Annotated in this window: 23 protein-coding genes and 1 riboswitch; of the genes, 10 read left to right on the forward strand and 13 right to left on the reverse strand. The window is 37.4% G+C overall.

Going from position 1 to position 25541, the window contains the following annotated elements; translation table 11 throughout:
* On the forward strand, nucleotides 1-282 hold the full coding sequence (qoxD, locus tag NSQ77_RS01700; RefSeq protein WP_339228482.1) for a cytochrome aa3 quinol oxidase subunit IV: 282 nt from the start codon (nucleotides 1-3) through the stop codon (nucleotides 280-282).
* A 60-nt stretch (nucleotides 283-342) separates the two neighbouring features.
* Here qoxD and NSQ77_RS01705 read toward each other — a convergent pair whose 3' ends face one another.
* The 3 genes from NSQ77_RS01705 to NSQ77_RS01715 all read right to left on the reverse strand — a co-directional run bounded on the left by NSQ77_RS01705 (nucleotide 343) and on the right by NSQ77_RS01715 (nucleotide 2842).
* On the reverse strand, nucleotides 343-576 hold the full coding sequence (locus NSQ77_RS01705) for a hypothetical protein (protein WP_339228483.1): 234 nt from the start codon (nucleotides 574-576) through the stop codon (nucleotides 343-345).
* 157 nt (nucleotides 577-733) lie between these two features.
* A complete protein-coding gene (locus NSQ77_RS01710; protein ID WP_339228485.1) occupies nucleotides 734-1867 on the reverse strand; it encodes a DUF4145 domain-containing protein in 1134 nt (377 codons plus the stop codon).
* A gap of 138 nt (nucleotides 1868-2005) precedes the next feature.
* Entirely contained in the window at nucleotides 2006-2842 is an 837-nt protein-coding gene (locus NSQ77_RS01715) for a TetR/AcrR family transcriptional regulator (RefSeq protein ID WP_339228487.1), read from the reverse strand.
* Between the two features lie 100 nt (nucleotides 2843-2942).
* Here NSQ77_RS01715 and NSQ77_RS01720 point away from each other — a divergent pair, with 100 nt between their 5' ends.
* Nucleotides 2943-6038 (forward strand): efflux RND transporter permease subunit, encoded by a 3096-nt coding sequence (locus tag NSQ77_RS01720; RefSeq protein WP_339228489.1) that lies wholly within the window; start codon nucleotides 2943-2945, stop codon nucleotides 6036-6038.
* 70 nt (nucleotides 6039-6108) lie between these two features.
* Here NSQ77_RS01720 and NSQ77_RS01725 read toward each other — a convergent pair whose 3' ends face one another.
* Nucleotides 6109-7206, reverse strand: coding sequence for a hypothetical protein (locus tag NSQ77_RS01725; RefSeq protein ID WP_339228491.1), 1098 nt, complete (start codon nucleotides 7204-7206; stop codon nucleotides 6109-6111).
* Nucleotides 7207-7384: 178 nt separating this feature from the next.
* On the opposite strand from NSQ77_RS01725, the gene NSQ77_RS01730 reads away from it, so the two are divergent.
* The 5 genes from NSQ77_RS01730 (at nucleotide 7385) to NSQ77_RS01750 (ending at nucleotide 12465) form a co-directional block, all read left to right on the forward strand.
* Nucleotides 7385-8647 carry a helix-turn-helix domain-containing protein gene (locus NSQ77_RS01730; RefSeq protein WP_339228493.1) on the forward strand — a complete coding sequence of 421 codons (1263 nt, stop codon included), beginning with the start codon at nucleotides 7385-7387 and terminating at the stop codon, nucleotides 8645-8647.
* Nucleotides 8648-8758: 111 nt separating this feature from the next.
* Nucleotides 8759-9889 carry an alanine dehydrogenase gene (gene ald, locus NSQ77_RS01735; RefSeq protein WP_339228494.1) on the forward strand — a complete coding sequence of 377 codons (1131 nt, stop codon included), beginning with the start codon at nucleotides 8759-8761 and terminating at the stop codon, nucleotides 9887-9889.
* A gap of 304 nt (nucleotides 9890-10193) precedes the next feature.
* Entirely contained in the window at nucleotides 10194-10460 is a 267-nt protein-coding gene (locus tag NSQ77_RS01740; protein WP_339228495.1) for a DUF1292 domain-containing protein, read from the forward strand.
* 299 nt (nucleotides 10461-10759) lie between these two features.
* The gene (locus tag NSQ77_RS01745; protein ID WP_339228496.1) at nucleotides 10760-11263 is read left to right on the forward strand and encodes an Lrp/AsnC family transcriptional regulator; all 504 of its coding nucleotides are present in this window, start codon (nucleotides 10760-10762) and stop codon (nucleotides 11261-11263) included.
* Nucleotides 11260-12465: an aminotransferase gene (locus NSQ77_RS01750; protein WP_339228497.1), complete on the forward strand. Its 1206-nt coding sequence runs from the start codon at nucleotides 11260-11262 to the stop codon at nucleotides 12463-12465. Before NSQ77_RS01745 ends, NSQ77_RS01750 begins: the two co-directional genes overlap by 4 nt.
* A gap of 266 nt (nucleotides 12466-12731) precedes the next feature.
* On the opposite strand, the gene NSQ77_RS01755 is transcribed toward NSQ77_RS01750, so the two are convergent.
* The gene (locus tag NSQ77_RS01755) at nucleotides 12732-13748 is read right to left on the reverse strand and encodes an aromatic ring-hydroxylating dioxygenase subunit alpha (protein WP_339228498.1); all 1017 of its coding nucleotides are present in this window, start codon (nucleotides 13746-13748) and stop codon (nucleotides 12732-12734) included.
* 172 nt (nucleotides 13749-13920) lie between these two features.
* Nucleotides 13921-15282, reverse strand: a complete 1362-nt coding sequence (locus NSQ77_RS01760) for a nucleobase:cation symporter-2 family protein (RefSeq protein WP_339228499.1) — start codon at nucleotides 15280-15282, stop codon at nucleotides 13921-13923.
* A gap of 226 nt (nucleotides 15283-15508) precedes the next feature.
* Nucleotides 15509-15610, reverse strand: a riboswitch (purine riboswitch).
* 210 nt (nucleotides 15611-15820) lie between these two features.
* Here NSQ77_RS01760 and guaD point away from each other — a divergent pair.
* Nucleotides 15821-17191 carry a guanine deaminase gene (gene guaD / locus NSQ77_RS01765; protein ID WP_339228500.1) on the forward strand — a complete coding sequence of 457 codons (1371 nt, stop codon included), beginning with the start codon at nucleotides 15821-15823 and terminating at the stop codon, nucleotides 17189-17191.
* 51 nt (nucleotides 17192-17242) lie between these two features.
* Here guaD and NSQ77_RS01770 read toward each other — a convergent pair whose 3' ends face one another.
* From NSQ77_RS01770 to NSQ77_RS01780, 3 genes are all read right to left on the reverse strand, one after another.
* Entirely contained in the window at nucleotides 17243-17602 is a 360-nt protein-coding gene (locus tag NSQ77_RS01770; RefSeq protein ID WP_339228501.1) for a CHY zinc finger protein, read from the reverse strand.
* Nucleotides 17603-17859: 257 nt separating this feature from the next.
* Nucleotides 17860-18720: a Cof-type HAD-IIB family hydrolase gene (locus NSQ77_RS01775; RefSeq protein WP_339228502.1), complete on the reverse strand. Its 861-nt coding sequence runs from the start codon at nucleotides 18718-18720 to the stop codon at nucleotides 17860-17862.
* Nucleotide 18721: 1 nt separating this feature from the next.
* The gene (locus NSQ77_RS01780; protein WP_339228503.1) at nucleotides 18722-19501 is read right to left on the reverse strand and encodes a DeoR/GlpR family DNA-binding transcription regulator; all 780 of its coding nucleotides are present in this window, start codon (nucleotides 19499-19501) and stop codon (nucleotides 18722-18724) included.
* Nucleotides 19502-19750: 249 nt separating this feature from the next.
* On the opposite strand from NSQ77_RS01780, the gene NSQ77_RS01785 reads away from it, so the two are divergent.
* Nucleotides 19751-20677, forward strand: a complete 927-nt coding sequence (locus NSQ77_RS01785) for a prenyltransferase (protein WP_339228504.1) — start codon at nucleotides 19751-19753, stop codon at nucleotides 20675-20677.
* A gap of 189 nt (nucleotides 20678-20866) precedes the next feature.
* Here NSQ77_RS01785 and NSQ77_RS01790 read toward each other — a convergent pair whose 3' ends face one another.
* Entirely contained in the window at nucleotides 20867-21817 is a 951-nt protein-coding gene (locus NSQ77_RS01790; protein ID WP_339228505.1) for a DUF4349 domain-containing protein, read from the reverse strand.
* A gap of 227 nt (nucleotides 21818-22044) precedes the next feature.
* Between NSQ77_RS01790 and NSQ77_RS01795 the strand changes: the two genes are divergently transcribed.
* A complete protein-coding gene (locus tag NSQ77_RS01795) occupies nucleotides 22045-23601 on the forward strand; it encodes an ABC-F family ATP-binding cassette domain-containing protein (RefSeq protein WP_339228506.1) in 1557 nt (518 codons plus the stop codon).
* 470 nt (nucleotides 23602-24071) lie between these two features.
* Here the strand turns inward: NSQ77_RS01795 and NSQ77_RS01800 are convergent, their stop codons facing one another.
* The 3 genes from NSQ77_RS01800 to NSQ77_RS01810 form a co-directional block, all read right to left on the reverse strand.
* Nucleotides 24072-24215, reverse strand: a complete 144-nt coding sequence (locus NSQ77_RS01800) for a hypothetical protein (protein ID WP_339228507.1) — start codon at nucleotides 24213-24215, stop codon at nucleotides 24072-24074.
* 130 nt (nucleotides 24216-24345) lie between these two features.
* The gene (locus tag NSQ77_RS01805) at nucleotides 24346-24756 is read right to left on the reverse strand and encodes an RDD family protein (protein WP_339228508.1); all 411 of its coding nucleotides are present in this window, start codon (nucleotides 24754-24756) and stop codon (nucleotides 24346-24348) included.
* Between the two features lie 85 nt (nucleotides 24757-24841).
* On the reverse strand, nucleotides 24842-25003 hold the full coding sequence (locus NSQ77_RS01810) for a hypothetical protein (protein WP_339228509.1): 162 nt from the start codon (nucleotides 25001-25003) through the stop codon (nucleotides 24842-24844).
* Nucleotides 25004-25541: the final 538 nt, after the last annotated feature.

A 25541-nucleotide genomic window follows, 5' to 3' on the forward strand; every position in this document is an offset into this window, starting at 1 on the left:
ATGAAGGAACTATTTCCAATAAAACAAGTCAATGGCTTTGTTTTCTCATTGCTGCTAACTGTTGTTGCACTTAGTGTTTACTTCATGGATATGTCATTTAAAGCAGGTATGACTATTCTGCTCGTAACTGCTTTTATTCAAGCAACGGTGCAATTCGTCATGTTTATGCATGCCGGCGAGAGCGATGATAAACGAACAATCTTCACTACCCTATACTACAGTGCCTTGATTGCATTAGTGACCATATTTGGTTCATTACTGGCAATGGTATGGGATATGTAAATACCAAAAAAGCGAGCGTCACAGGACGCTCGCTTTTTTTATTATTAAATTTAATTCATTTTATAAAAGGGTTCTCTTCCCCTCACCATGCTTGTTGACCATTTCCTCTGTCGCAACAAGAAATGTACCCATTATCCAAATAAACGCTGCACTCATAATTGTACCCACACCAATACCAACCAGCCCTTGGTAATCGCTTACATATACCCCATAAGAAAAAATGCCAATTCCAAGGAAAACCAACGTACCACAAATATATTTTATTAGATTCAAAATTGCCGCATGTGTTTTCATTTGAAACGACCTCCCTTACTTACTATTATTTACCACGTTCACACTTTTGTCAAACATTTATTTCTAATTTGTGAACTCTAACTTTCAAACTTGACAAATAATGAAAGCATTAATAACCAGGGGTGTTCCTCCCGGTTATTAATGCTGCTCCATCGCTTCAATTTATATGAATGGAAGTGCTGCTTGCTTGTATTTGCTTCATTTGTTCAAATAAACTTTTAATTGTTCCAATTCCCGCATTGTCATACTTAGCTAAAATAACTAATTCTTTCGGCAGCTGCCCAACTCTTTCTATTTGATCTGCACGCAGCTGCTTCAGTAAGCTTGGGAAGCCAGAAAAGATATCCTCATCAAGAGATACTTTTGCCAATTCTTCTGTTACAATAAGGTACTCTGCTTTAAAAAAGAAAAATAATTCTCCAGGACGTTCAAGCGTAATTTTTCTTCGCTGCTTCTCTTCTTCTATAAACATTTTCAATTCATCAAAAAGTATTTCTTCATTTTTAGCGCTATAGCGCTTTACATGTGCCGATAATCCTTCTAAGTTATTTGGGAGCTCACTCATAATCCGCGCCTGCTGCTCAGCTCCCAGCCGGATTAAGTACATCTCTGAACGGTCAAAACGCTGTGGCAAAAGGAATGCATCTCGCAAAAAGTGCGGAATTTCCAGCTCTCTATTTTTATATATAAGCTTTCGAATCTCAGTAAATCCTGGTGGTAATGGGTTAGAAGTTTTTTCTGCAGCTGATTTCCTTTTATCATCAGTTTCAAATTTTTTATCATGCTTCCCTACCGAAGCATTTAACAATTCCTCCAATGCACCTAAACGAAATTCTATTTCTGAAATATCATAGTGTTCTTTTCCCAGAGTTGCTGGATCCTGGTATTCTGGAAATACAAATTCAATCGGACCATATGTCTCCACATACCATCTTACAATCTCATAAACAGCTTCCCATGATTCCAGCGCCTCCGAATAACGGAATTTCCGTGTATCATGTGCAGCCTGATTGCCTAACATTCGCACAGAATGTAAAGCATCCCGAACCTCTCTGGTTATGTATCCATTATCATTTAGCGTATCAATTCTCTCGATCAGTGTTAGGCTCATTCTAGAAGGCAGCCCTTCCACTTTCATTACGAGCTGCAAGATTGTTTCTACAAAAACCCTTGCATGTGTGAGCATTGTCCGCGGGCTGGCAAATATACTATTTTCAAGTTCTCTAGCAACAAATGCCAGCTCTTTATTCATCTGTTCCAAAAAATGATAGTAATAATTGTTCATCTCCATTTTGCGTAATCTCCTAGCTGTAAAAACTCAAGTCAAATTATAATTTTACCACAGAACGAGGGCTGACTGTTTTTATTTCTTTGTATCCATAGAAAAAACTACTTATCACATACCAATAAGTAGTTTCTCAAACTGCCATTATTCAAAGCTGAAGTGGTGTCTCAGTTTAAAATAGATAGCTTGACATTCTGCATGATGACGGATATTTTCCAGCAGTCCACTTATTAATGCCCTGCTTAAGCTTGGTTTTCGTAGCTCTTTCTTCAATAAAGTCAGTGATTCTCTTTCAATTTCCCCTTCAACTTCCTCTAACGCACGGTCCATCAGCATCAACATTTCTTCTGTCGTTATTTCTTCATTTAATGGTTTTTTCATTAATTGAACGAAATCTTTAGTCAAAAAAGGAATTGTTGTATAAGCAGCTAATAAATTCGTCTTTTCAACAAGTGATTTGCAAAGTGTATCTAAATCAACTTGTAAATTAAGGAAGAAAAAAAGTTCTGAATAAGTTTTCATGAAACCTTGAATACAATATACGAGATCATACTTCATTCGTTCTACTTCATATCCGTATATTTTCTCAACCATATATAGAATGGATTCCTCAATTAACTGGCTATAATAACGCATTTTTATTATCAATTCATCATTTAATGAATGTGCCTGTTCTTGAATGAAAATTTTCGCGAATTCAGAGTGCTCATAATACGAGTCAAAACATAGGTGGTAAAATTCATATAATAATCTATCCTTATCATCTTCACTTCTGACCAAGTAGTCAATGCTTGATACATATTTCATCATAAAGTGGTCAATTATAGCTAGAATCAGTGCATCTTTTGACTTAAACGATAAATAAAAAGCTCCTTTTGAAATTCCGCAATGATCGGTTATTTGCTGAATCGAAGTTGCATTAAAACCTTGTTTTGCAAAAAGCTCCAGTGCCTTATCCATAATTAGTTGTTTTTTTGCCACATTTTCCACTTCCTTTCCCGCTTCTGACATTGACAATTGACCAAGTAGTCATTATTATAAATAACGTAGTATCATAAGTCAAATAAGGGCAGGTGTAAAGGTGAAAGGTATTGTAAATTTTGTCCTGAAAAATAAACTGGCAGTATGGCTGCTGACTATTATTATTACTGCATCAGGTATTTATTCAGGGACGCGAATGAAAACGGAGATGATTCCGGATATTAATATTCCATACCTCATGGTGATGGATGTATTTCCAGGTGCAACTCCAGAACAGGTTATGGATGAAGTTTCCATACCAATTGAAAAAGCAATTAACGGGCTTGAAGACATTAAGGCCGTTTATTCCAATTCATCATCTAATATCGCAAATATTCAAGTCGAATATGATTACGGTATTGATATGGATGAGAAAAAACGTGAACTGCAATCAGCACTGGATAATGTCAAATTGCCAGATGATGCACAGGAACCAATTATCTCATCAATCAGCATGAACATGATGCCGGTTGTAGCATTAAGTGTCAGTAGTTCTTCAGAAGATATTGTAGAACTGACATCAACCGTTAACGATATTTTACTACCCAAAATCGAAAAACTTGATGGTGTTGCATCTGCGACCATCACAGGGCAACACATTGAAGAGGTTGAACTGACATATGATCAGGAATTGATGGCAGAGCTTGATATCACTGAAGATACGGTTGAGGAAATGATACAAGCTAGTGATATGGCCGTTTCTTTAGGACTTTATGAATTTGAAGAAGGTGAGCAGGCTGTAGCAGTAGATGGAAAGTTCATGACAGAAGATGAGCTTAAAGGTATGCTTATCCCTGTGACACCAACAGAAGCAAATCCTGCTCCATTTGTAGAACTAGGAGACATTGCAACAATCGAGACTGTTGGTAAAGTAGAGTCTGTATCCCGTACAAATGGCGAGAATGCAATAGCAATCCAAATTGTCAAAGGACAACAGGATAATACGGTCGACGTAGTAAATGAAGTAAAGGACTTAGTTGAAGAAGAAGTAAAAGCTAATGAAGGATTAATTATTGATGTATCTCTTGACCAAGGTCAGCCAATTCAGGATTCCGTCAATACGATGATTGAAAAAGCGTTGTTCGGCGGTTTAATTGCTGTTCTGATTATATTACTTTTCTTACGTGACTTTAAATCAACGATTATTTCCATTATTTCGATTCCAGTATCCATCTTTATGGCATTGCTTCTGTTAAACTGGATGGATATTACTTTAAATATTATGACGCTAGGTGCGGTTACCGTGGCAATTGGCCGGGTAATTGATGACTCCATCGTTGTAGTAGAAAATATTTATCGGAGGATCCACCTAAAAGAAGAAAAGCTTTCTGGAAGAGCTCTGGTCCGCGAGGCAACAATAGAAATGTTTAAACCAATTCTATCTTCAACTATCGTTACAGTTGCTGTATTTGCTCCACTCATTTTTGTTGGCGGTATGGTTGGTGAATTGTTTATGCCTTTCGCATTAACAATGACATTTGCGCTTCTTGCTTCCTTAATCGTTGCGATTACAATTGTACCTGCACTTTCACATTTCTTATTCAAGAAAAAATTATATGGTGAAAAAGCAGAAAGCCAGCATAAGGAGCAAGGGAAGCTTGCAAGAGGCTATAAAAAGGTTCTCGACTGGACACTAAATCATAAAGTGATTATGTCCATCCTATCAATTGTATTATTAGTCGGTAGCTTGCTGTTAACGCCTTTAATCGGCTTCAGTTTCTTAGGCAGCGAAGAAGAAAAAGTAATGTACCTAACGTATACTCCTGAAGCTGGCGAATTAATGGATGATACACTTGAAAACATTACAGAGGTTGAAGACGAATTATTAACACATGAAGATATCGATATTGTTCAGCTTTCTGTAAATGATTCAGACACTGCAGATCCAAATGCAGCTATGATGGGCGGCGGAGCTGGCGGCGCATTAATGTACTTAATCTTCGACCCAGATATGGAAGACTTTCCACAAGCACGGGATGAGATCTTAGAATATGTCACAAATATCGACCAATCAGGTGAATGGAAAAGCCAGGACTTCTCTTCAATGGGAATGGCTACGAATGAAGTAAGCTATACATTCTATAGCGAGGATTTAGATAATTTAAACGAAGCTGTTCACATGGTAGAAGAAGAAGTTAGTAAAATTGATGGAATTGACGATGTTTCATCAAGTGCAGAGGATGCGTATATTGAACATGTATTGAAAGTAGATCAGCAAGATCTGCTCCAATATGGTTTAACAACTGGTCAAATTGTTATGATGCTTAATACATCATCAACAAAGGATGTCATCACAACAGTAGAAAAAGACGGCGAGACACTTGATGTTATTGTACAGCAAGAGCAAACTTTTGACCCGCAATCCATCGAGGAAATGCTGGAAATTCCAGTACCATTGCAAATGGAGCCTGGAACAACAATTCCGCTTTCCGAGCTTGTAACGGTTGAAGAAGGAACAACGATGAATACACTATCACGCAGTAACAATGAGTACTACGCTACTGTTACTGGAACAATTGTAGAAGATGATATTTCAAAAGCAACAGCTGATGTTGATGCAGCAATTGAAGTGCTTGACTTACCAAAAGGCGTATCCATGGGCGTTGATGGTGTTGCAGCAGATATGGAAGAAACATTTACTCAGCTAGGTGTTGCAATGCTTGCTGCAATCGCAATCGTATACTTCGTCTTAGTTGTCACGTTCGGTGAAGGACTTGCACCATTTGCAATTCTGTTCTCCCTTCCATTTGCAATTATTGGTTCGTTCGTTGGACTGCTTATTGCCGGAGAAACCATTTCCGTTTCCGTTATGATGGGTCTCCTCATGTTAATTGGTATTGTAGTAACAAACGCAATTGTGCTAGTTGATCGAATCATCCACATGGAACGAGATGGTATGGGACTGCGTGAAGCAATTCTCGAAGCTGGGGCAACACGACTTCGCCCAATATTAATGACCGCTCTAGCAACAATGGGCGCATTACTTCCGTTAGCATTTGGTAATGGCGGTGGCGGTTTAATTTCGAAAGGTCTTGGTATTACGGTAATCGGTGGTCTAGCAAGCTCAACATTACTTACTTTACTTGTTGTACCGCTTGTTTACGAATTACTATCCAAGCTATTTAAGAAAAACCGTAAAAAAATTGAAGAAAACTAAAATAAACCCTACAGGAATTTGTCCTGTAGGGTTTATTTCTTTTGAAATTATTAACAGATTTTAACACCCTTTATCCTAGTCCCCTCTGTTTTTCGTTAGCTAATTGCTGATCGTTTTCTTTATCAGTCCTTTTCATTCTGAACGGCGTAATAATTAATACCGCAATAAGCACAAGGCCAAGATAGCCGATAAACGGGTAAAAATAACTAACTAAATCTGTGAACCCTGCAAAGCTTGCAATATATGCAACAATCATCGTTCCTATTAGGAATGGTTTATAACGTCTTGTTCCCGCTTCCGCAAATCGTACTACAAATGAGAAAAACATGCTGACAGCAGTATTATAAATCATTCCAAATATGACAATTGACATTAACACCCCGAGTATTGGTGATAAATTATTTACAATACCCAGCATCGGCATATCTAAGCTGCCTACCTCTTCTATCTTAGCGAAAATTGCCAAATGACTAAGCAGAATCAGAATTCCGAGACCTAGTCCCCCTACTAAGCCCCCTATTGCAGCCGATTTTTTATTCGCTTCTGCACCACCCATCACAATTGCCATCGATGCCCCTACTGCTGTATTAAAGGAAACATAGTTAATTCCTGAAATAAACCAGTTAGGTAATGAAGTCGGCTGTTCCTTAGCAAGACTATCAAGTGCTGCAAACGAGCCATCCAATGTCAGAAAGCTATAGACTGAAATGATTAAGACAAATAGCACCAGAAAAGGTGTAATACTGCCGATAATGGAAACAATCCGATCAACTTTCAGCATCCCTGTTAAGATTACAAGCAACAACATCAAGGTTGTCCCAAAAACATATGGTAAACCAAATTGCTGATTTAGATTTGACCCTGCACCAGCAATCATCACTACCCCTACCCCAAACAAAGTAAAAATAAGAATATAGTCAACAGCCTTCCCCAGATATCGACCGCTTATATTATAAATAACTTCTTTATGAGATGCTGTTTGTGAACGGCTGCCCAACCAGACAAGCACCATCCCAACATACGCAAATAAAGCGCTTGCAATAACTGCACCAACGATACCCATTACCCCAAAACTTGTAAAATACTGTAATACTTCTTGTCCAGAAGCAAATCCTGCCCCAACAATAACTCCGATAAAAGCGCTTCCAATTTTGAGTATATTTTTCATTGTGTCTCCCCCTCTGGATGTTTCCAGTTACATTATAACAGCTAAAAGATGAAATCTATTTGTGTATATACTAAAATGTGAATAAGTAGGTTCGTGTATCTACTCAAACGTTATTAATATTGTTTTTAGCTTTTCTATTATAACCTAGCGCCAGATACTGAAGAGGAAGGTATTTTTTATGCAGGATAAATTTAAGCATCTAGAACGTTTTAAAAACAGATTGAACAAAGAATTTGACTCAGCAGATCAGCTGGCTGACTGGATTGGCGAAATTTTCGAGTGCCCTATTACAATAGAAGACTCTAACCACCATGTAGTATCCTACAGCAAGCATAAAGAAAACATTGACGAAGCGCGGATCGGTACAATTATGAATCGCAAAGTACCTGATAAAGTTATCAGCGAGCTCTGGAAAAAAGGTGTTATGTCTAAACTTATTGATTGTGATAATGCTGTCGTCATCCCGAAAATTAAAGAAATCGGGCTGGGAAATCGTGTAGCTATTTCTATACGGCAAAAAAATGAAATCCTAGGTTTTATTTGGGCACATACTGGAGAAAAAAAGTTAAGCAAGGAAGAACTCGAACTCCTTCAAGAAGTCGCTGAACAGGTTCGAAAATTCTTTTTAAAGCACTCAAAACGAAATAAAAAATCAGAAGAAAGTTATAATAACCTCTTTTGGCAATTGCTTACGGGGCAAATCAAGGACAAAGAGAAAGTAATCCAGCAGGCAAAACAGCTAAATGTTCAATTAGACGGGGAACTCGCAGTTATTATCATACAATTCGATGACCAAATAACGGAGCAAATCGAAAAGTATGCATATTATTTGGCAGAAACACAATTACAAGTTAAATCACTCTTTCGTCTATTTGATGACAATGAATTCATTATCCTCGTTCGACATTATCGGAAAAAAGATGAGGCTCCGAACCTGATACGGGAATTTATAAAGCAATTCACTGAAAAAATCAGCAACCAGCTTGCATTAAAAAATGTCCGCGCCTCAGCTGGATCCCTACATGAGGATGATATAAAGCAGGTAAATGAAAGTTATAAAGAAGCAATAAACGTATTAAAACTAAAAGAAAAATATCCAAAAGAACTATCTCGTATCTTTTTATATGATGATCTCGGGGTTTATCAATTTATAGAAGAATTGTTTGCAATTCGTAAAATGCATCACAGGCAAAATAAATACATTGAAAAATTACGTTTATACGATAAAAAACACAACACTTCTCTTACAGACTCTTTACAGGCTTATTTAAATTGTGATTGTAATGTTTATCAAACTGCAAAGGAACTATTTATTCACCCCAATACAATGAATTACCGACTAAAACGAATCCGTGAAGTCGCTATGCTGGATTTAAAGGATCCTAATCAAAAAACTGCAGTTTATCTCGATTTTATAATGGAAACCATGGAAGAAGGGTGATTTGTGCAAATACACAAAGCCCCCTTCTTTTTTTCATTTTTTTTAATGAAGAAAAAACACAAAGAAAGCGTTATCATCTAATTATAAATAGCTTATGAGGAGAGGGTAAACATGATTATAGGGGTACTCAAAGAGATTAAAAATAACGAAAACCGCGTTGCAATGACACCTGCGGGGGTAGTGAATTTAGTAAAGGCAGGTCAAACAGTCATTATTGAAAAGGACGCTGGATTAGGAAGCAGCTTTTCAAATGAAGAGTATATTGAAGCTGGTGCTGCAATCATTGAAAGCGCTTCGGACATTTGGGCAAAATCCGAAATGATTATGAAAGTAAAAGAACCACTCCCATCTGAATATCAATATTTCCGTGAAGGATTGATTTTATTTACGTACCTTCACTTAGCAGCTGAGCCAGAATTGACTAAAGCGTTAGTTGACAATAAAGTAACCGCTATTGCATATGAAACAATTACGGTTAACCGTACATTGCCACTGCTTACTCCAATGAGTGAAGTTGCTGGCCGTATGGCAACACAAATCGGAGCACAGTACCTTGAGAAATCAAAAGGTGGTAAAGGAGTTCTTCTAAGTGGAATTCCAGGTGTGAACCGTGGAAAAGTTACAATCATTGGTGGTGGTGTCGTAGGAACAAATGCCGCTCGAATTGCACTCGGTCTTGGAGCTGAAGTAACAATAATAGACTTGAATCCAACCCGTCTTCGTGAACTTGATGATATTTTTGGTTCAAGCATACAAACTTTAATGTCTAACCCTTACAACATCGCAGAAGCAGTGAAGACATCTGACTTAGTAATTGGTTCTGTTTTAATTCCAGGAGCAAAGGCTCCAAAGCTTGTTAGTGAAGAAATGGTGAAATCCATGCAGGCAGGATCTGTAATTGTTGATGTTGCAATTGACCAGGGCGGGAACTTCGAAACCGTCGATCATCCGACAACACATGATGAGCCAATCTATATTAAGCATGATGTACTGCATTATGCAGTTGCAAACATCCCTGGTGCTGTCCCACGTACTGCAACAGTTGGCTTAACCAATGTAACCGTACCATATGCAGCACAAATTGGTGCTAAAGGCATTGCCAGAGCTATCCTGGATAACCCAGCAATTGGTACTGGTGTGAATGTCATGAATGGAAAAGTGACTTATGAAGCTGTCGCTCGGGACCTTGGATATGATTATGTGTCCTTGGAAAATGCATTAAATGAACCTGCAACATTATAAATGCGGCAAATACCCTTCCCTTCTGATTGGAAGGGTATTTTTTAATGGAGGGATAATTTTGATACATGGAGATTATCCTGACACTTGAGGCAAAATTAAAAGATTCCATTGCTTAGAAAAGCAGACAGATTGTCATGTAGCTTTGAATTAGAAGAATAGAAATTTTCTCTCGAATCAATTATTGCTCTCAATCAGCAAATATAAAATAGAACAGAGTATAATTTGCATTCTATTCCCAAATAAAGTAAAAATAAGGAGAGATGTTTACCAAATCATTTCGAGATAAAGAAGCGGAGGTTATCCTATGGATAAAATTGAAGTTGGTGAAGTTTTTACAATTAGTGACGAAACAGATGCAGATCAGGAAGTAGAAGTGCTCGGAAAGGTTACATTGGAAAATATAGACTATATAGCAGTAAGCTTTTTAGAAGATTTGCAAGAGGATAGTGAAGAAGACATTGATATATTCTTCCTCAAAATTGATACAGATAATGAATTATCAGCTATTGAAAGTGATGAAGAATTTGACAAAGTATCCGAGGCATTCGATCAGATTTTAGAAGAAGATTAATAAAGGAAGCGATAATCTCGTAAAAGAAGAGTTATCGCTTCTTTTCAATTTTTGAAGAATTTTATCCTACCCCCTTAAACATTCGTTTCAACGCTTATGATAAAAAACTCCCTTACATAATCACATTCATTTATAATATCAGTAACCCTAAACTGCTAAAAGATTTAAAATACGTTTTTATCCATTTAGAATTAAAAAAGCACAAATTTTAGTTTTGATTACAGTACAAAAATGATATAATTTTATCATTGCTATGTTTTATCAGGTTACAAATTAATAGCAATGGAAGGCGGATTGGAATGAAACTGACAAACGAGGAATTAAATATTTTATCAATACTTGATGAAAACCATAAAGTATCAACAGAATCCATTGCATTCCAACTTGGAATAAGTGAAGAAAAAGCACAAATGATTATAAAAAAACTTGAAGATGAAAACATTATTGTTAGTTACCCGACACTTATTGATTGGAATAAAATAGAGGGCAAGGAATCAATTGTAGCGATGATTGATGTTAAAGTAACACCCGAACGAAGCGTTGGATTTAATGAAGTAGCTGAACAGATTTACCGTTATCCGGAAGTTCAATCGCTTTATCTGATGTCCGGTACATATGATTTATCTGTAACTGTTGAAGGCAAAACGATGAATGAGATTGCAGCATTTGTATCCAATAAATTAGCTACAATTGAAAATGTTGTATCGACTACAAGCCACTTTATGCTCAAGAAATACAAGCATGATGGCGTGATAATTGAAGGAAATGATGACAAAGATCGGAGAATGGTGATTACCCCATGAGTATAGATTTTCAAAATTATTTATCTACTACCGCAAAAGGATTAGAACCATCTGGCATACGGAAATTCTTTGACTTAGCAGCAAGTATGGACGATGTTATTTCACTTGGTGTTGGCGAACCGGATTTTGTGACACCGTGGAATATTCGGGAAGCTGCAATAGAAGCATTAAAGGATGGACATACATCTTATACGGCAAATGCTGGATTACTTGAATTACGCGAACAAATATCTAATTATTTGAACAGAAGCTTTCACATTAATTATCAGCCAGAGAATCAAATCATCGTCACAGTTGGCGCCAGTCAATCCCTTGATCTAGCATTCCGGGCGATTTTGAATCCGGGAGATGAAGTGCTTATTATTGAACCTGCCTTCGTATCCTATACAGCACTTGTTACATTAGCTGGTGGTGTTCCCATTCGTATTGCAACATATGCGGAAAACGACTTTAAAGTAACTCCTGAGCAGCTCGAATCAGCTATAACAAATCGAACAAAGGCAATTCTATTATGCTCGCCAAGTAACCCAACAGGCTCCTGTCTTAACAAAGAAGAACTTTCCGAAATTGCTCAAGTTGTGAAAAAACACGACCTGCTTGTGGTTACAGATGAAATTTATGCTGAGTTATCTTATGATGAAGAGTTCACTAGCTTTGCTGCAATTCCTGGCATGTATGATCGTACCATTGTCGTTAATGGATTTTCGAAAGGTTTTGCAATGACTGGATGGCGTTTAGGCTTTCTAGCTGCGCCGCGGGAATTTATTCAAGTGATGGTGAAAATTTACCAATTCACGACGATGTGTGCACCAACGATGCTTCAGCTTGGGGCATTGGAGGCATTGCGCAACAGCACAGATCACGTTGAGAAAATGAGACAAAATTACTGGAGGAGAAGAAATTTCATGGTTCAATCGCTTCGTAAAATTGGGTTAGATTGTCATACACCAGGCGGAGCATTCTATGTTTTCCCATCCATCCAGAAGACAGGACTTACCTCTGAAGAATTTGCCGCTCTCCTTCTTCAAGAAGAAAAGGTTGCTGTTGTACCAGGTAATGCTTTCGGAGCATCTGGTGAAGGCTATATTCGCTGTTCCTATGCTGCATCCATTGAACAGCTCGAGATTGCAATGCAGCGAATTGGCAAATTTGTTCAATCATTAGAACTAAAAGAAGCAAATGTTTTAGAAAACGTAAGATGATCACAAAGCAATGTGTCTACTCATTTATCACAGTAGCACATTGCTTTGTTTTTCAATGTTGTACTTATTCTAAATTCAACCCCGCTATATTATGCCCTTGCTTTTCAACGTAACATATGGCAGCAGGCGATATTAAACGGACTGATCAACAAATTCTTCCATCGCATAAAGAAAAAGGCTCTAGAAATGAATTCGTGGAAAACGTTAACTCTGCACAAATAAAAAAGCGCCATGCAGATATCCGATTTCTGCAAAAGCGCTATATTCTAGTTCAATACTTTCTTCCGTTTATTCCGCTTCGATTCATCTATTGGCAATGTTCCAGTTTCCACCCCAAGCTCATCCAGCCATCTGCGATATGCGATCGTCAGCGCATCTGATTTAAGATGCATTTCCGCTTGTAAATCCAAAGGCAGAAGCTCTGGTTTTTGACTTTCAACAACATCTAAGTCTTGATAAAAAATTGTATCCTGGAATTCAATAAATGAATCATCTGGCTTATTAAGATCATAATTCCTCGTTAGCAGCATAAATACCTTTGTCTGTTCGCTGTCCTCTTGATTTACAGCAGCTAGTATCGTCAATGCTTCGTCTGAGCCTTCAGTTGTTTTTGTAAATCTTGCTATCGTTGGACTTAGAATTTCATAGACGTAATCTGCATAGCCGCCTTTAGAGCGTCCATCTGGATTCGGTTGATACACAGGTATTTTGCTCGTAATAAAACGATTATCGATAAAATCAACTTCATAATCTACAATTTCAGCATGATCTTCGTCCCCAAGCATTCCTTCGTGCACAAACATCAAGTGCGAAACATCCAAGAAATTTTCAATTATTCTTGGTGCATTTGCCTTTACATCATATGGTCCGCAAATCGCCGTACGATAACCTGCTTCATCATATTCTGGATAAGAAATCATCGATTCTGGTTCATCACCTAAATTGACCCAGATTAAACCAAATGCTTCCTGAGCGTGATAAACCGTTGCTCTAGCTTTCTTAGGGATAGGCCTTTCACATGGCAATGCTGGTATCTTCACACACTCACCGGTTTCATTGTACTCCCAAGCATGATAAGCGCAAACAAGGTTTCCATTCTTTACTTTTCCTAATGAAAGTGCTGCTCCACGGTGGATACATAAATCTTTAAATGCATGTACCCCTTTTTCATTCCGGAAAATTACTACCCGTTCACCTAAAACAAAAACTTGTTCAGGATCTTCCTTTAATGCACCCGCCTTATAAACCGGATGCCATTGATTCCATAATCTATCTTGTTGCATATCGATAAGCTCCCCTTTTATTCGTACACTTGACATTCGTCAACAAAATCATAAAAGTGCTGTTTGCCAGCCTAAATAAGAATGCCTTAGTTACACATATACAGATGGGAAAGTTTAAGTACTTTCATATCTGCCAAATAAATTGTTTCTCTTTTTTCAAAAGACTTTTAATCTAATTCACGTCTACTTCCGCTTGTAATCCAGTATCTTCTTTTTTCTCTGGAAGCACCAAATTAAGAATTAATGCAGCTACTGCTCCAATAGCAATTCCAGAGGAAACGAAATAAGTAATAATACTTGGAAGAGTATATAAAATATCTACTGGCATAAGCACCGCAAATAGTGCAAGCATGATTGGGATGCCGATTACAAGCATATTCCGTTCCGTAAACGGTGCTTGCTTGACGACTTTAAATCCATTCATCATAATGACAACACAAATAATAGCGAATACGCTGCTTATAACTACTGGCGGGATACTAGCAATTATGGTCATAAGTTTTGGCATCATCCCAAACATAAGCAGAAAAATGCCACCTGAGATTATTGGTTTGCGGCTCTTCACACCAGTGATAGCAATAATTCCTGCATTCGTGGAATAGCCTGTAACTGGTGTACCACCAAAGAAGGAACCAGCAAAACAGCCAAGCCCTTCACCAAAAGCTCCTCCGTTTAATCGTTTATGATCCAGCTTTTCTTCCGTAACATTACCTACAGTGAACCACGTTCCCGTTGTTTCTATCATGATAATAAAATAGATAGCAATCATAATTAAAACTGCATCCATTTCAAAGGTTGGTGTTCCTAATGCAAAAATACTGGGCATAGCAAACCAAGCAGCATCACGTACAGAAGAGAAGTCTACCATTCCAAAGAAAGATGCAGCAATTGTACCTGACCCTAACGCTAAAATAACAGATGCAACTTTAATATGTTTCCATTTTGTTGTAGCCTTTTCACCGACATACATGGAGGAAATCAATACAGCTGCTGTAATAAATGCAATCAATATATTTGTGTTAAAGCTGCCTTCAGCACCATAGATCGAGCTGATTGCCGTCGGCATTAACGAAAAACCAACAACAACAATAACGGTACCTGCAACAATTGGCGGTATAAATCTCTTCACTACTCTACTAAAAAACTTAAATGGATAGCCTAATAGCGCGATTAACAATGCACCAGGTATTAAACTGCCAATCATTGCTCCTATTCCAGACGTTGTTCCAATTGCCGCAAGTGCACTAAGTGGAACAAACGATGGTCCCTGCATTACAGGCAGCTTCATCGCAAATCCAGCCTGAATAATCGTTGCAATTCCGCAAGCAATAAATGTCATCTGAATTAACAAGGCACTATCAGCAACAGAAAAGGACAGTAGCCCGGCTAAAATAATTGGCGGTATAAATAAATCCATTGCTAATACATGCTGTAATCCTACAAAAATAGATTTTCCTACTGAAATATCCTTTTTCTTTCCAGCTTGCTCATTCTTTGCTACTTTCGGCTCTAATTCTCTCACAGCACTCTCCAAGCTCTTTACTCCCCTCGTCTAGCTGTTCACTAGATTTTTTAAATTACTGTAGTGCTTCTCATATAACGGAAACATAGAATAAAAAAAGCCCGAAGTACATTACCTTCACTATGGAGAAGGCAATGTACTTCGAGCTTTAGATATCGAAATACCGTGAAAAGACAATACTTCAAACAAACCATATTTTTATGCATTGAACACTAATAAAGTGAGTTTCAATGAATGTCTATTCACGATTGCTTCTCATAGTCAGTTTATTTACGGTAAACCGGTAGAAACTTGTAGGCCATATCCCTACGATTATATGAAAATACAATACATATTTTTTTAGAATGTTTATAGTATAGCACCCATTTGGCCAAATACAAGACCTCTTAAATAAAAAATAACCTTCCAATAATTTAGACAAATACGCTAACTATAGAATAACTAGGATTTTTGCATCTTTAAAAAGTAAAGTGAAATTCCATAGACGAAGTTATTTTTATCCTTTATAATGACAGATATAATTTCAAAATACGAACATTAAGGTGATAAAATGGAAAAATATACGCATATATTTCATGGTACAGCTTTTACAAGTAAATCAGCGAAAGAAGTGGAGCAGCTGGCAGACTATCTTTTTTGCATTAATGAGGATGGAATGATTGAAAGAATGGTTGCACCAACAGATTCAGATTATGAAAAGCTGCTTAACACTTATGAAGGAGCAGAGAATTTCCATCGGTTAGCTGATGGTCAATATTTACTTCCAGGTTTTGTTGATTTACATGTCCATGCCCCACAATGGGCACAGTCAGGAACAGCGCTTGATTTGCCGCTTTATGATTGGTTAAATACATACACCTTCCCCGTAGAGTCCAAGTTTTCCGATTTAGATTATGCGAAGGACGTCTATGAAGATTTGGTCAGCACATTCCTTGCAAATGGTACAACGACTGCCCTTTATTTTGCAACCGTGCATAAGGAAGCTAGTTTGCTGCTCGCTAAAATTTGTTCTGAAAAAGGCCAACGTGGTCTAGTCGGTAAAGTTGTCATGGACGATCCTGCCCAAAATCCTGATTACTATAGGGATCAGGATACGCAAACCGCATTAGCCGATACGGAGGAATTTATTTTAGCTGTAAAAGACTTAGCTAAGTCAACAAAACAAGGGGTTTATCCTGTTGTAACTCCCCGGTTTATTCCGAGCTGTACCGATGATGCATTAAAGGGCCTAGGCGAATTAGCAGCAAAATATGATACACATATTCAATCACATTGCAGCGAAAGTGATTGGGAACACCATTATGTACGGGATCGTTTCGAGAAAAACGATGCCTTTGCATTACATGATTTTGGTCTTTTACGTGATAAATCGGTGATGGCACACTGTAACTTTCTGGAGGATGAGGACGCCGAATTATTTGCTAAAACAGGTACTGCGATCGGCCATTGTCCACTATCCAATGCATACTTTGCAAATGGTGTTATTCCGATTGCACGCTTTCACGAGAAAGGAATTGATATTGGATTAGGTACGGATATTTCTGCTGGTTCAATACCAAGTATTTATGATAATGCAAGACAAGCGGTTGTTTCGTCAAGGATGCTGGAGGATGGTGTAGATACTGCCCTTCCAGCAAATAAACGCGGGGTTCCAGATTCACGGATTACGATTAATGAAGCATTTTATTTCGCCACTGCTGGCGGAGGAGAAAGCTTAAGCTTACCAGTTGGCAGAATCGAGGAAAATTATGCATGGGATGTACAAATTATCGATACGAAGCTTCCATCTGCAAAACTGCCGATTTTTAATGCTAATGAAGATTTGTATGATATTTTCCAAAAAATCATGTACCTCACTCGACCAGAGAACATTCGTGAGGTCTGGGTCCAAGGTGAGCGCGTTCATTCGCGAGCAAACTAATCATAAAAGAGGCTATGAGACCGTTCACACGGTTTGTATAGCCTCTTTTTTCTAACCATTATTCCCCGACAAACAAGACGGATGGAATTTTTCGAAATACAAATGGTAGTGAAGCGAACAGCCACTGTTGAATGACGCTTGACAGTTTGGACATGTGTTGTCACAGTTTATATATTGGTTAACTGTCAGCTCTGTTTTGCAGCTTCCACAGAGAATAGCCTTTTCATCGAATTTTTCTTGTGGCCAAACTTCCTTCTTGCCACAACCATATGCTTCATGGCATAAATAACAAGGAAAATAACGATTGCAGCAATAAAAACGAATAGCAATAATATCTTTGCTGGTATGGTAATGCTCACAACGTGTTGCTTCATCAATTGCTCCTCGAACCTCAAATTCAGAAATCTTCATTAGCCGCCTCCCCTTTTATTTCTATTTTATCACATATTTAAGTCCACCTCGCAGGACTGTACGATGAAACTTAATAAGCCCCCCTTCCGTTACGCCGCATACGCGTTACGCGAGAAAGAGAGCTTCTCATCAGGTTTCAAGCAAACCCGAAAATATTAGGAATAGCCAATGGCTATGGAAATATAATATCAAAAACAATCGTATAGTGGCACACAAAGTCAGATTAGTGTTTCTATACTTAAATAATCAGCATGACTTTATCGTTCACGAAGCGAATTAATAAAATGAGCAACTCCATCTTCATGATTGGAAAGTGTAACGGACTGAGCTGCTTCTTTAATCGCATCAGGAGCATTTCCCATAGCTGCACTTCTGCCTGCAGTTTTTAACATTGATAAATCATTAAAGCTATCTCCAACTGCTGCAGTATCCGCTAAATGAATGCCTAATTTCTTCGCAAGGATTGCCATGGCATTGCCCTTGGAAGCATCCTTATGCTCCAATTCAAAATTATGATTTGCTGATGATACAACAGTTAAGTCTTTATGATCTTTAAATTGTACCTGGCCTTTATTAAGCTTCTCGTCATCAAATGAAAATGCAAGGATATTATAAATATCAATGTTCATCTCATTTAACTCTGCTGGTGAGCCAATATAAGAAAACCCGGTTTGACTAAATTGCTTAGCCATAGCTTGGTTCAGTTCTTCCACACTTATATTTGGATTGGCGCTTAACAAGCGATCCATTTCAATCATTAATCGTTCCCGGCCATTTTGTGGTGTTAGGATAGCTTCTTTGCTAAAGATCTCATAATAAAACTCCTCATGCTCGAGCCACTTTAAACTATCCAGTGCATCTTCATGCTTCATCGGTATATGGTGGAATAATTCACCATTGGGACGATGAATCGTTGCTCCGTTTGCTCCAATAATCCATGTTTTCATACCAGTATTCTTAAAGATCGTTTGCACATCAAAATGAGCACGGCCAGTTGCAATAACAACCTCAATTCCCTCCGCTTGCGAATCTAGAAGCGCTTGTTTATTGTTCTCACTTATTTCATTTTTTTCATTGAGTAAGGTTCCATCTAAATCGATTGCAATTAATTTTGTCATCTTATTTATCACCTTTCGTTTCACCGTCTGCTATTAGTAATTCTACATTGTTTTTTCGCAGAACTTCCATAAAAGCCTTTGGTGGTGTTTTATCTGTAATTAATAGATCTACATCATCTAAACTTGCAAATTTGAAAAAGTGTTTCGTTCCGAGCTTGGTATGATCTGCTAGGACAATCACCTGTTTCGCTTGCTTAACCATCTTTCTTTTTACAACACCGTCTTCTTCATGTGCAATGGTTAATCCAGTTTCTGATATTCCTATCACACCAACAAAAAGTTTATCCACATAGTAATCCGAGAGCTTCTCTACTACAGAAGAGCCATATAAAAAGCGATGCTCTTTATGCAGTGTACCACCAAGAAGTTGAATATTGATATGGGACTTATTAGACAATACTTCTGCCTGATTAATTGAATTCGTAATAATTGTGCATTCCATATTTTTCAAGTGCTCTGCACAGGCTTGAACTGTTGTTGATGTATCTAAAATGATATTGTCATTTGGATAAATTAAAGAAGCTGCCTTCTTCCCGATTATCTTTTTCTCCTGTGATACAGTCTCCAGACGCTTTGAGTAGTTTTTAATTTCTTCCTGAATAGATGGTAAGATTGCTCCGCCACGTGTACGGATAATAGAATTTTCCTCTTCTAACTTAACAAGATCCCTTCGTGCTGTGTCTCTTGAAACATTAAACATCGTACATATTTCTTCAACCGATATTCGTTTATTTTTTTGAAGGAAGTCTAAAATAGATAACAATCTCTCTTCTTGGTACAATGCTTCTTCACCAACTTCAGTACGTATTTATAAGTAATTATACATTATTATCACATTTTATCAAGTAATTATAAGTAATAATAAGTAAAATATCCAAATTTCCTTAAGCGATTGAAATTCATTGTAAAAGCGGCAGCATTTTTTGGCAAAAAGGGAATGATATATTCACCACTGTTAAATTAAAATACTTTTTGGTAATAATAGGTTTAGATTCATATCCAAAATCATGAACGAAAGGAGCTGCTACTATTGCCGAATCAAGTTTATGCAATACTTCGCGGAGGATGGATGTTGTTGCGTTCTATCGCCGTTCTCTCCTCAAGTGTTGCCACGATTATTTCTAGTTTACTTCCTTTATTTATATATTCATCCATCTCATCGGGACGGCTTTGGCTGTTATTTGTTTTCCTTACGATCGCTGCATTCGCCATACACGGCGTCCTAACACATGCTTTTAACGATTATACCGATCATTGTTCTGGTACGGATAGCTTTAGTCCAGCTATTTTGTCTGGAGGAAGTCGCGTAATCCAGAATGGAATGTTTTCTTTGCATGCAGTTCGCAAACTAGCTTTCGCCTTTACCTTTGTTCTTTTAATCCTTGCTTTGGTGCTTGCTATCTTTGCACAATACAAGCTCGTCATTTTATTATTGATTGGAATTTGGGGTGCTGTTTCTTACTCGGTCTCTCCTTTGCATCTGAGCTACCGGCCATTTTTAGGAGAATGGGCAAGTCTTTTTCCAGCTATCTTTTCACTTGGTTTGGCTGGACCTTGGTTGATGTTAAATACAATTCCAATATGGGCAATCCAAAATTCCTTGATTAATGCCCTTTTTTGTATGACATGGGTAATGGTTCATCACATTCCAGATTTACAAGCTGACAGACGAGCTTTACCGAAAAAACAAACAAGTGTCGTTTGGTTTGTTGAGCGATTCGGACTTTATTATGCACGTTTCCCAGCGCTGCTCTATCTTTTCGCTGCATTATTATGCATGCTTTGGTTAGGATTCGAACGATTTTTGGCTGCAGGCTTCCTATTGATTATGCTCTCCATAGCGATAGTACTTGTTCTGAAGATGGATGTAGCTAATCATGAACAGGTAAGCAATTATGAAAAGATATTACTTTTTCTTGCGATGCTAACAGCTGTTGGATTAGGTATTTTAGTTTAAAATGTCTTAATTCCTTTCTTTCCCATTGATTGTCTCTATCCAGCTGTTGCGACAGTTGTATAGATTTAGCAATACAAATAAAAAAGTGATCGATAAATAATTATCGGCCACTTTTTGCTGTTCAAAACCTGTTTATTAAATACAATTCTAATAATTTGAATTTCATTTACTGAACTTCAGCTAATGAACCTAATCATTCCGGCTATTTTTTCTTATCCTTTTGTAAATAAAAAAACTAATTATCGCGATTATCCCAAGCAAGATAAACACCGGCATGTTACCGATAAAGAAAACAAAAATGCCTGAAAAAACTGCGAGAAGAAAATTGATGCTATTCAAAAATTGCTGTTTGGCTTTTTCCCATGTGTCTAATTCCCCTTCACTCATTCCTGAAATCGTTACATTGTTTTCCTCCATATAGATTGTAACCGTTGCTAAGTCGGTTCTGTTTTCTAAATAATTCATTCGCCCTTTTATTTCCTCTATTTCACCTTGAACCTTTGCCAAATCACCTGAAATGGTTAATAGATCCCCTGTTTTTTCTGCTTGTTCCATAAATGAAAGCAATCTTTCTTCGACGACACCTTTTGATTTTAAACGCGATTCTAGATCAATAAATTCTTCTGTCACATCCTGACCTGAAATGGAACTTTCCAAAACTTTACTGCTCCCATCTTCCACTATTTGAATAAATTCACGAAATTGCGCCTGGGGAATCCTAACTGTCACATGTCCCGTCGCTGAATCATTTTCAGCGTATCCTTGCATATTCGAATCCACAATATAGCCGCCACGATCTATAACCTGAGACTCAATCGCATTGAATGACTGTTGGTAATTTTTTACTTCAATTTGCAGATTGGCAGTGTAAATTATTTTTCGATCTGTCTGGATGATTTCCCCTTCTTGTGATGAAGCACTTTCTTCTTGTGAATCACTCACTTCTTGTTCTGTAGTGCGATCAGCTTCTCCACTCATTGAATTGCTGCTTTCTATTTCAACACTTTCCATTTCCACGCTTTCCTCCGTGTCAAACTCAGCCCTGTCGCTGCTTACATCACTATTTTGTGCATCATTACTGCAAGCGGTTAGCAAAATGCCAATCCAAAGAAAAATCAAAATCAACAACCCATTTTTCATAAAGACCCACCCTTTCACTTCTATCAGCTATTTAAACTATTTACTTATAATTACAGACGTAATTTACAGAAAAATGTTACATCTATAGTCAAAATAAAAAAACAGTGACAGGAACTGCCTCCACGAGTTATAAAACCTGCCTACTGAGTCAAATCTTGACTAGCCGTTTTCTATAATGACCTATATAATAGAACAGAATGTATTTTAGAAGGAAAAGGTGCTTTATAATGAGTTTACTTACTGTTAAAAATTTAAGTCACGGATTTGGCGATCGCGCCATTTTCGATAACGTTTCTTTTCGTTTATTACAAGGAGAACATATTGGACTAATCGGAGCGAATGGTGAAGGCAAGTCCACTTTTATGAATATTATTACACAGAAACTTGAGCCTGATGCTGGAAATGTAACATGGGCAAAAAATGTCCGTGTAGGTTATTTGGATCAGCATGCTCTACTCAAGCAAGGGATGACTATTTTAGATGTGCTAAGAACGGCCTTCCAATATTTATATGATATGGAAGCTGAAATGAACGAACTATTCACAAAAATGGGTGAGGTCGGTCCAGAAGAATTAGAAAAACTGCTCGAAGAAACCGGACAAATACAAGACGCCCTTACAAACAGCGACTTCTATATTATCGATGCAAAAGCAGAGGAAGTTGCGAACGGGCTTGGTTTAAACGAATTTGGTTTAGATCGTGATGTCCATGACTTAAGCGGTGGACAACGAACGAAAGTATTGCTTGCCAAGTTATTATTGGAAAAACCAGATATTTTATTGCTCGATGAGCCGACAAACTATCTTGATGTGGAGCATATCGAATGGCTAAAAAACTACCTGTTAGCATATGAACATGCATTTATCCTTGTTTCACATGATATCCCATTCCTAAATAGTGTTGTGAATCTCATCTACCATATGGAAAATCAACAGTTGACACGCTACCCTGGAGATTACAATGAATTCTTGCGAGTATACGAGATGAAGAAACAGCAACTTGCTGCTGCATACAAGAAACAACAACAGGAAATTGCTAATCTAAAAGATTTTGTAGCAAGAAACAAAGCAAATGCAGCAACAAGTCGAATGGCCATGTCTCGCCAGAAAAAATTGGATAAGATGGATGTTATTGAGCTAGATGCCGAGAAACCAAAGCCTGAATTCAACTTCAAACAAGCTCGTACACCAGGTAAGTACCTGTTCGAAACGAAAGACCTCGTTATCGGCTATGATGAAGCCTTGTCTAGGCCACTTAATTTATCAATGGAACGTGGACAAAAGATTGCATTGTACGGTGCCAATGGTATTGGTAAAACTACTTTGCTACGTAGCATTCTTGGTGAAATCCCTGCCATTTCGGGCTCGGTTCAGTTAGGAGAGCATCTTCATATCGGATATTTTGAACAAGAAATTAAAACAGAAAAAGATAAAACCTGCATGGATGAGGTTTGGGATGAATTCCCTCATTTCACGCAATACGAAGTACGTGCTGCTCTTGCAAAATGTGGATTAACAACAAAACATATTGAGAGTAAAGTTCAAGTACTAAGTGGTGGAGAAAAGGCCAAGGTCCGACTTTGTAAATTAATTAATAACGAATCCAATTTACTCGTATTAGATGAACCTACAAATCATCTAGACCCGGATGCAAAAGCAGAACTAAAACGAGCACTAGGCGAGTACAAAGGCAGCGTCCTCCTCATCTCCCATGAACCTGATTTTTACGAGGGTATTGTAACGGATAAATGGAATTGTGAGGATTGGACGACGAAAGTGTTCTAAATGTATTTACATTGATATTTTAACGTACGTAAGGCTTAGAGATAATGTTCTCTAAGCCTTATTTGTTTATAATTGGAAAAGCAGCAATTGGTACAGGATCAGGTCAAGGACTAGCGTATGCTATGGCTTTATCTCTTTATCTAAAGAATGAGCTAAGATCGTTGTACACCAATAATCCAACCTGTCCATCTTTTGAATGTATTTTTCACTATATTCCTCCCCATACTTAGTAAATATTCGCCCTGATTGTTAATAAACCCTATTTCAGAATCATGTAGCCACAGCGAATATTGCAGCTATAATAAGTATAGGAAGTAAAATGCTCTTAACTTTGCTTTTGTTCCACATATCCAAAGCTATCATAATAGCAGCTATAATCATTAAGGGTATTCCAAGTAGCTTCATAATGTTTAATGCCAGCAGATTTCCTAAAGAAGCTAGAAAATAGCCTATTACAAGAAAGCCTATAGTTAAAATAAAATTTGCTGTTTTAAAATCCGTTTTCCGTCATCTCTATCATCTTTGTTCATTTTTAAATAAGCTATAAGCATCATAATAGCAGGTGTTCCCCACATCAATAGAAAATGAATCAGTGAGTCGATATCTATGTTCAAATAATCCCCCCTAGCTATAGAAACACAGTTTACTTATTGGACAATTCCTCCAATAGATTCATACAACATAACATAATATTTAAGAATATAGTTTAAATAAAAAGGGGGTCATTGCGTGGTCTCCTTTTTACTATGGTTTATCATACGTAACATGTGTTCCTGCAATAAAATCGTGAATAGACCGTTTATCTTCTCGAATACCTACCATAAAAGCACTGGCAATAAGCCCAATTCCAAATGTCAATACATAAACTAATCCTGATACAATTTCACGCAGAAACATGGTTCCAAAACCCACTTTTTCCCCATCTATACGTCCAATGCGTATTCCTAACGCTCTTTTTCCAATCGTATAACCATGCCAGAAAACAGGAAGTAATAAGAAATACAACAAATTTAAAATATCAATGAAGGAAAAATCCTCCATAAAGAATTGATTATAAATAAGAGAACTTATAAACCCAAGTGTAATTGTCAAAATAATTCCATCTAGTAAAGCTGCACCTAACCTTACCCAAAATCCTGCTGAATTAGTTGTCAAACCGAACTCCTCCCTTTGAAGTTAATAACAATGCTGATTTTATCAATATGCGTGGGGGACACAAACTTAAATAGATTATTGTGAGCTAGTGAATCCTCTTTTCAACAAATAACAAAATCATTGTCGCCAATGGACCAAGTACAAGAGAAAGTAAAAACCAGTTTAATCCTGTTCTATTCTTTCCTTGTGCAAGTGCGGCGTTTATCAACGCTAGGGTACCCCACCCTACAAAATATTGGTTATCCATTCTATCCTCTCCATTAAAACGATATGAAGTATATACCCAAATATAATTTTGGTTAACTTTAAAAATAATTAGAAACTACCACTTTTCTTTTCAACTACCAATCTTCTAGACCAATAAATAACCTACTATAAATGGTATTATCATTAATAATATGGAACTGATAATAAGCGTTAAGGAAACGGATTTTGGGAGTTTTACTCTACCTTTACCCTTATACCATCCTGAGAATTGTAACTTATTCCTGTACCATACAAACAGCAGTAAAAAAATAGCGATTGCACCAAGCCATGAATAAGATTTGGTTGATTCATTGATACTATAAATATTCCCTAAAACCGCCCATCCCAATCCGCCAAGCAGTACAAAAATAATTATTATACGTGGTAGTTCTAATAAAATCCTCAATTCTAATCTCCCACCTTCTTTTCACAGCATCAGACCACTAGGTTACGAAAAAAAAGCGTATTACCTTAAATAAAAAACAATGAAATCAATAAGCTAATTGCAAAGAGTCCATATGCAATCTGTATGATGATAT

This window comes from Oceanobacillus sp. FSL K6-2867 (assembly GCF_037963145.1).
In the GTDB taxonomy this organism is placed as follows: domain Bacteria; phylum Bacillota; class Bacilli; order Bacillales; family Amphibacillaceae; genus Oceanobacillus.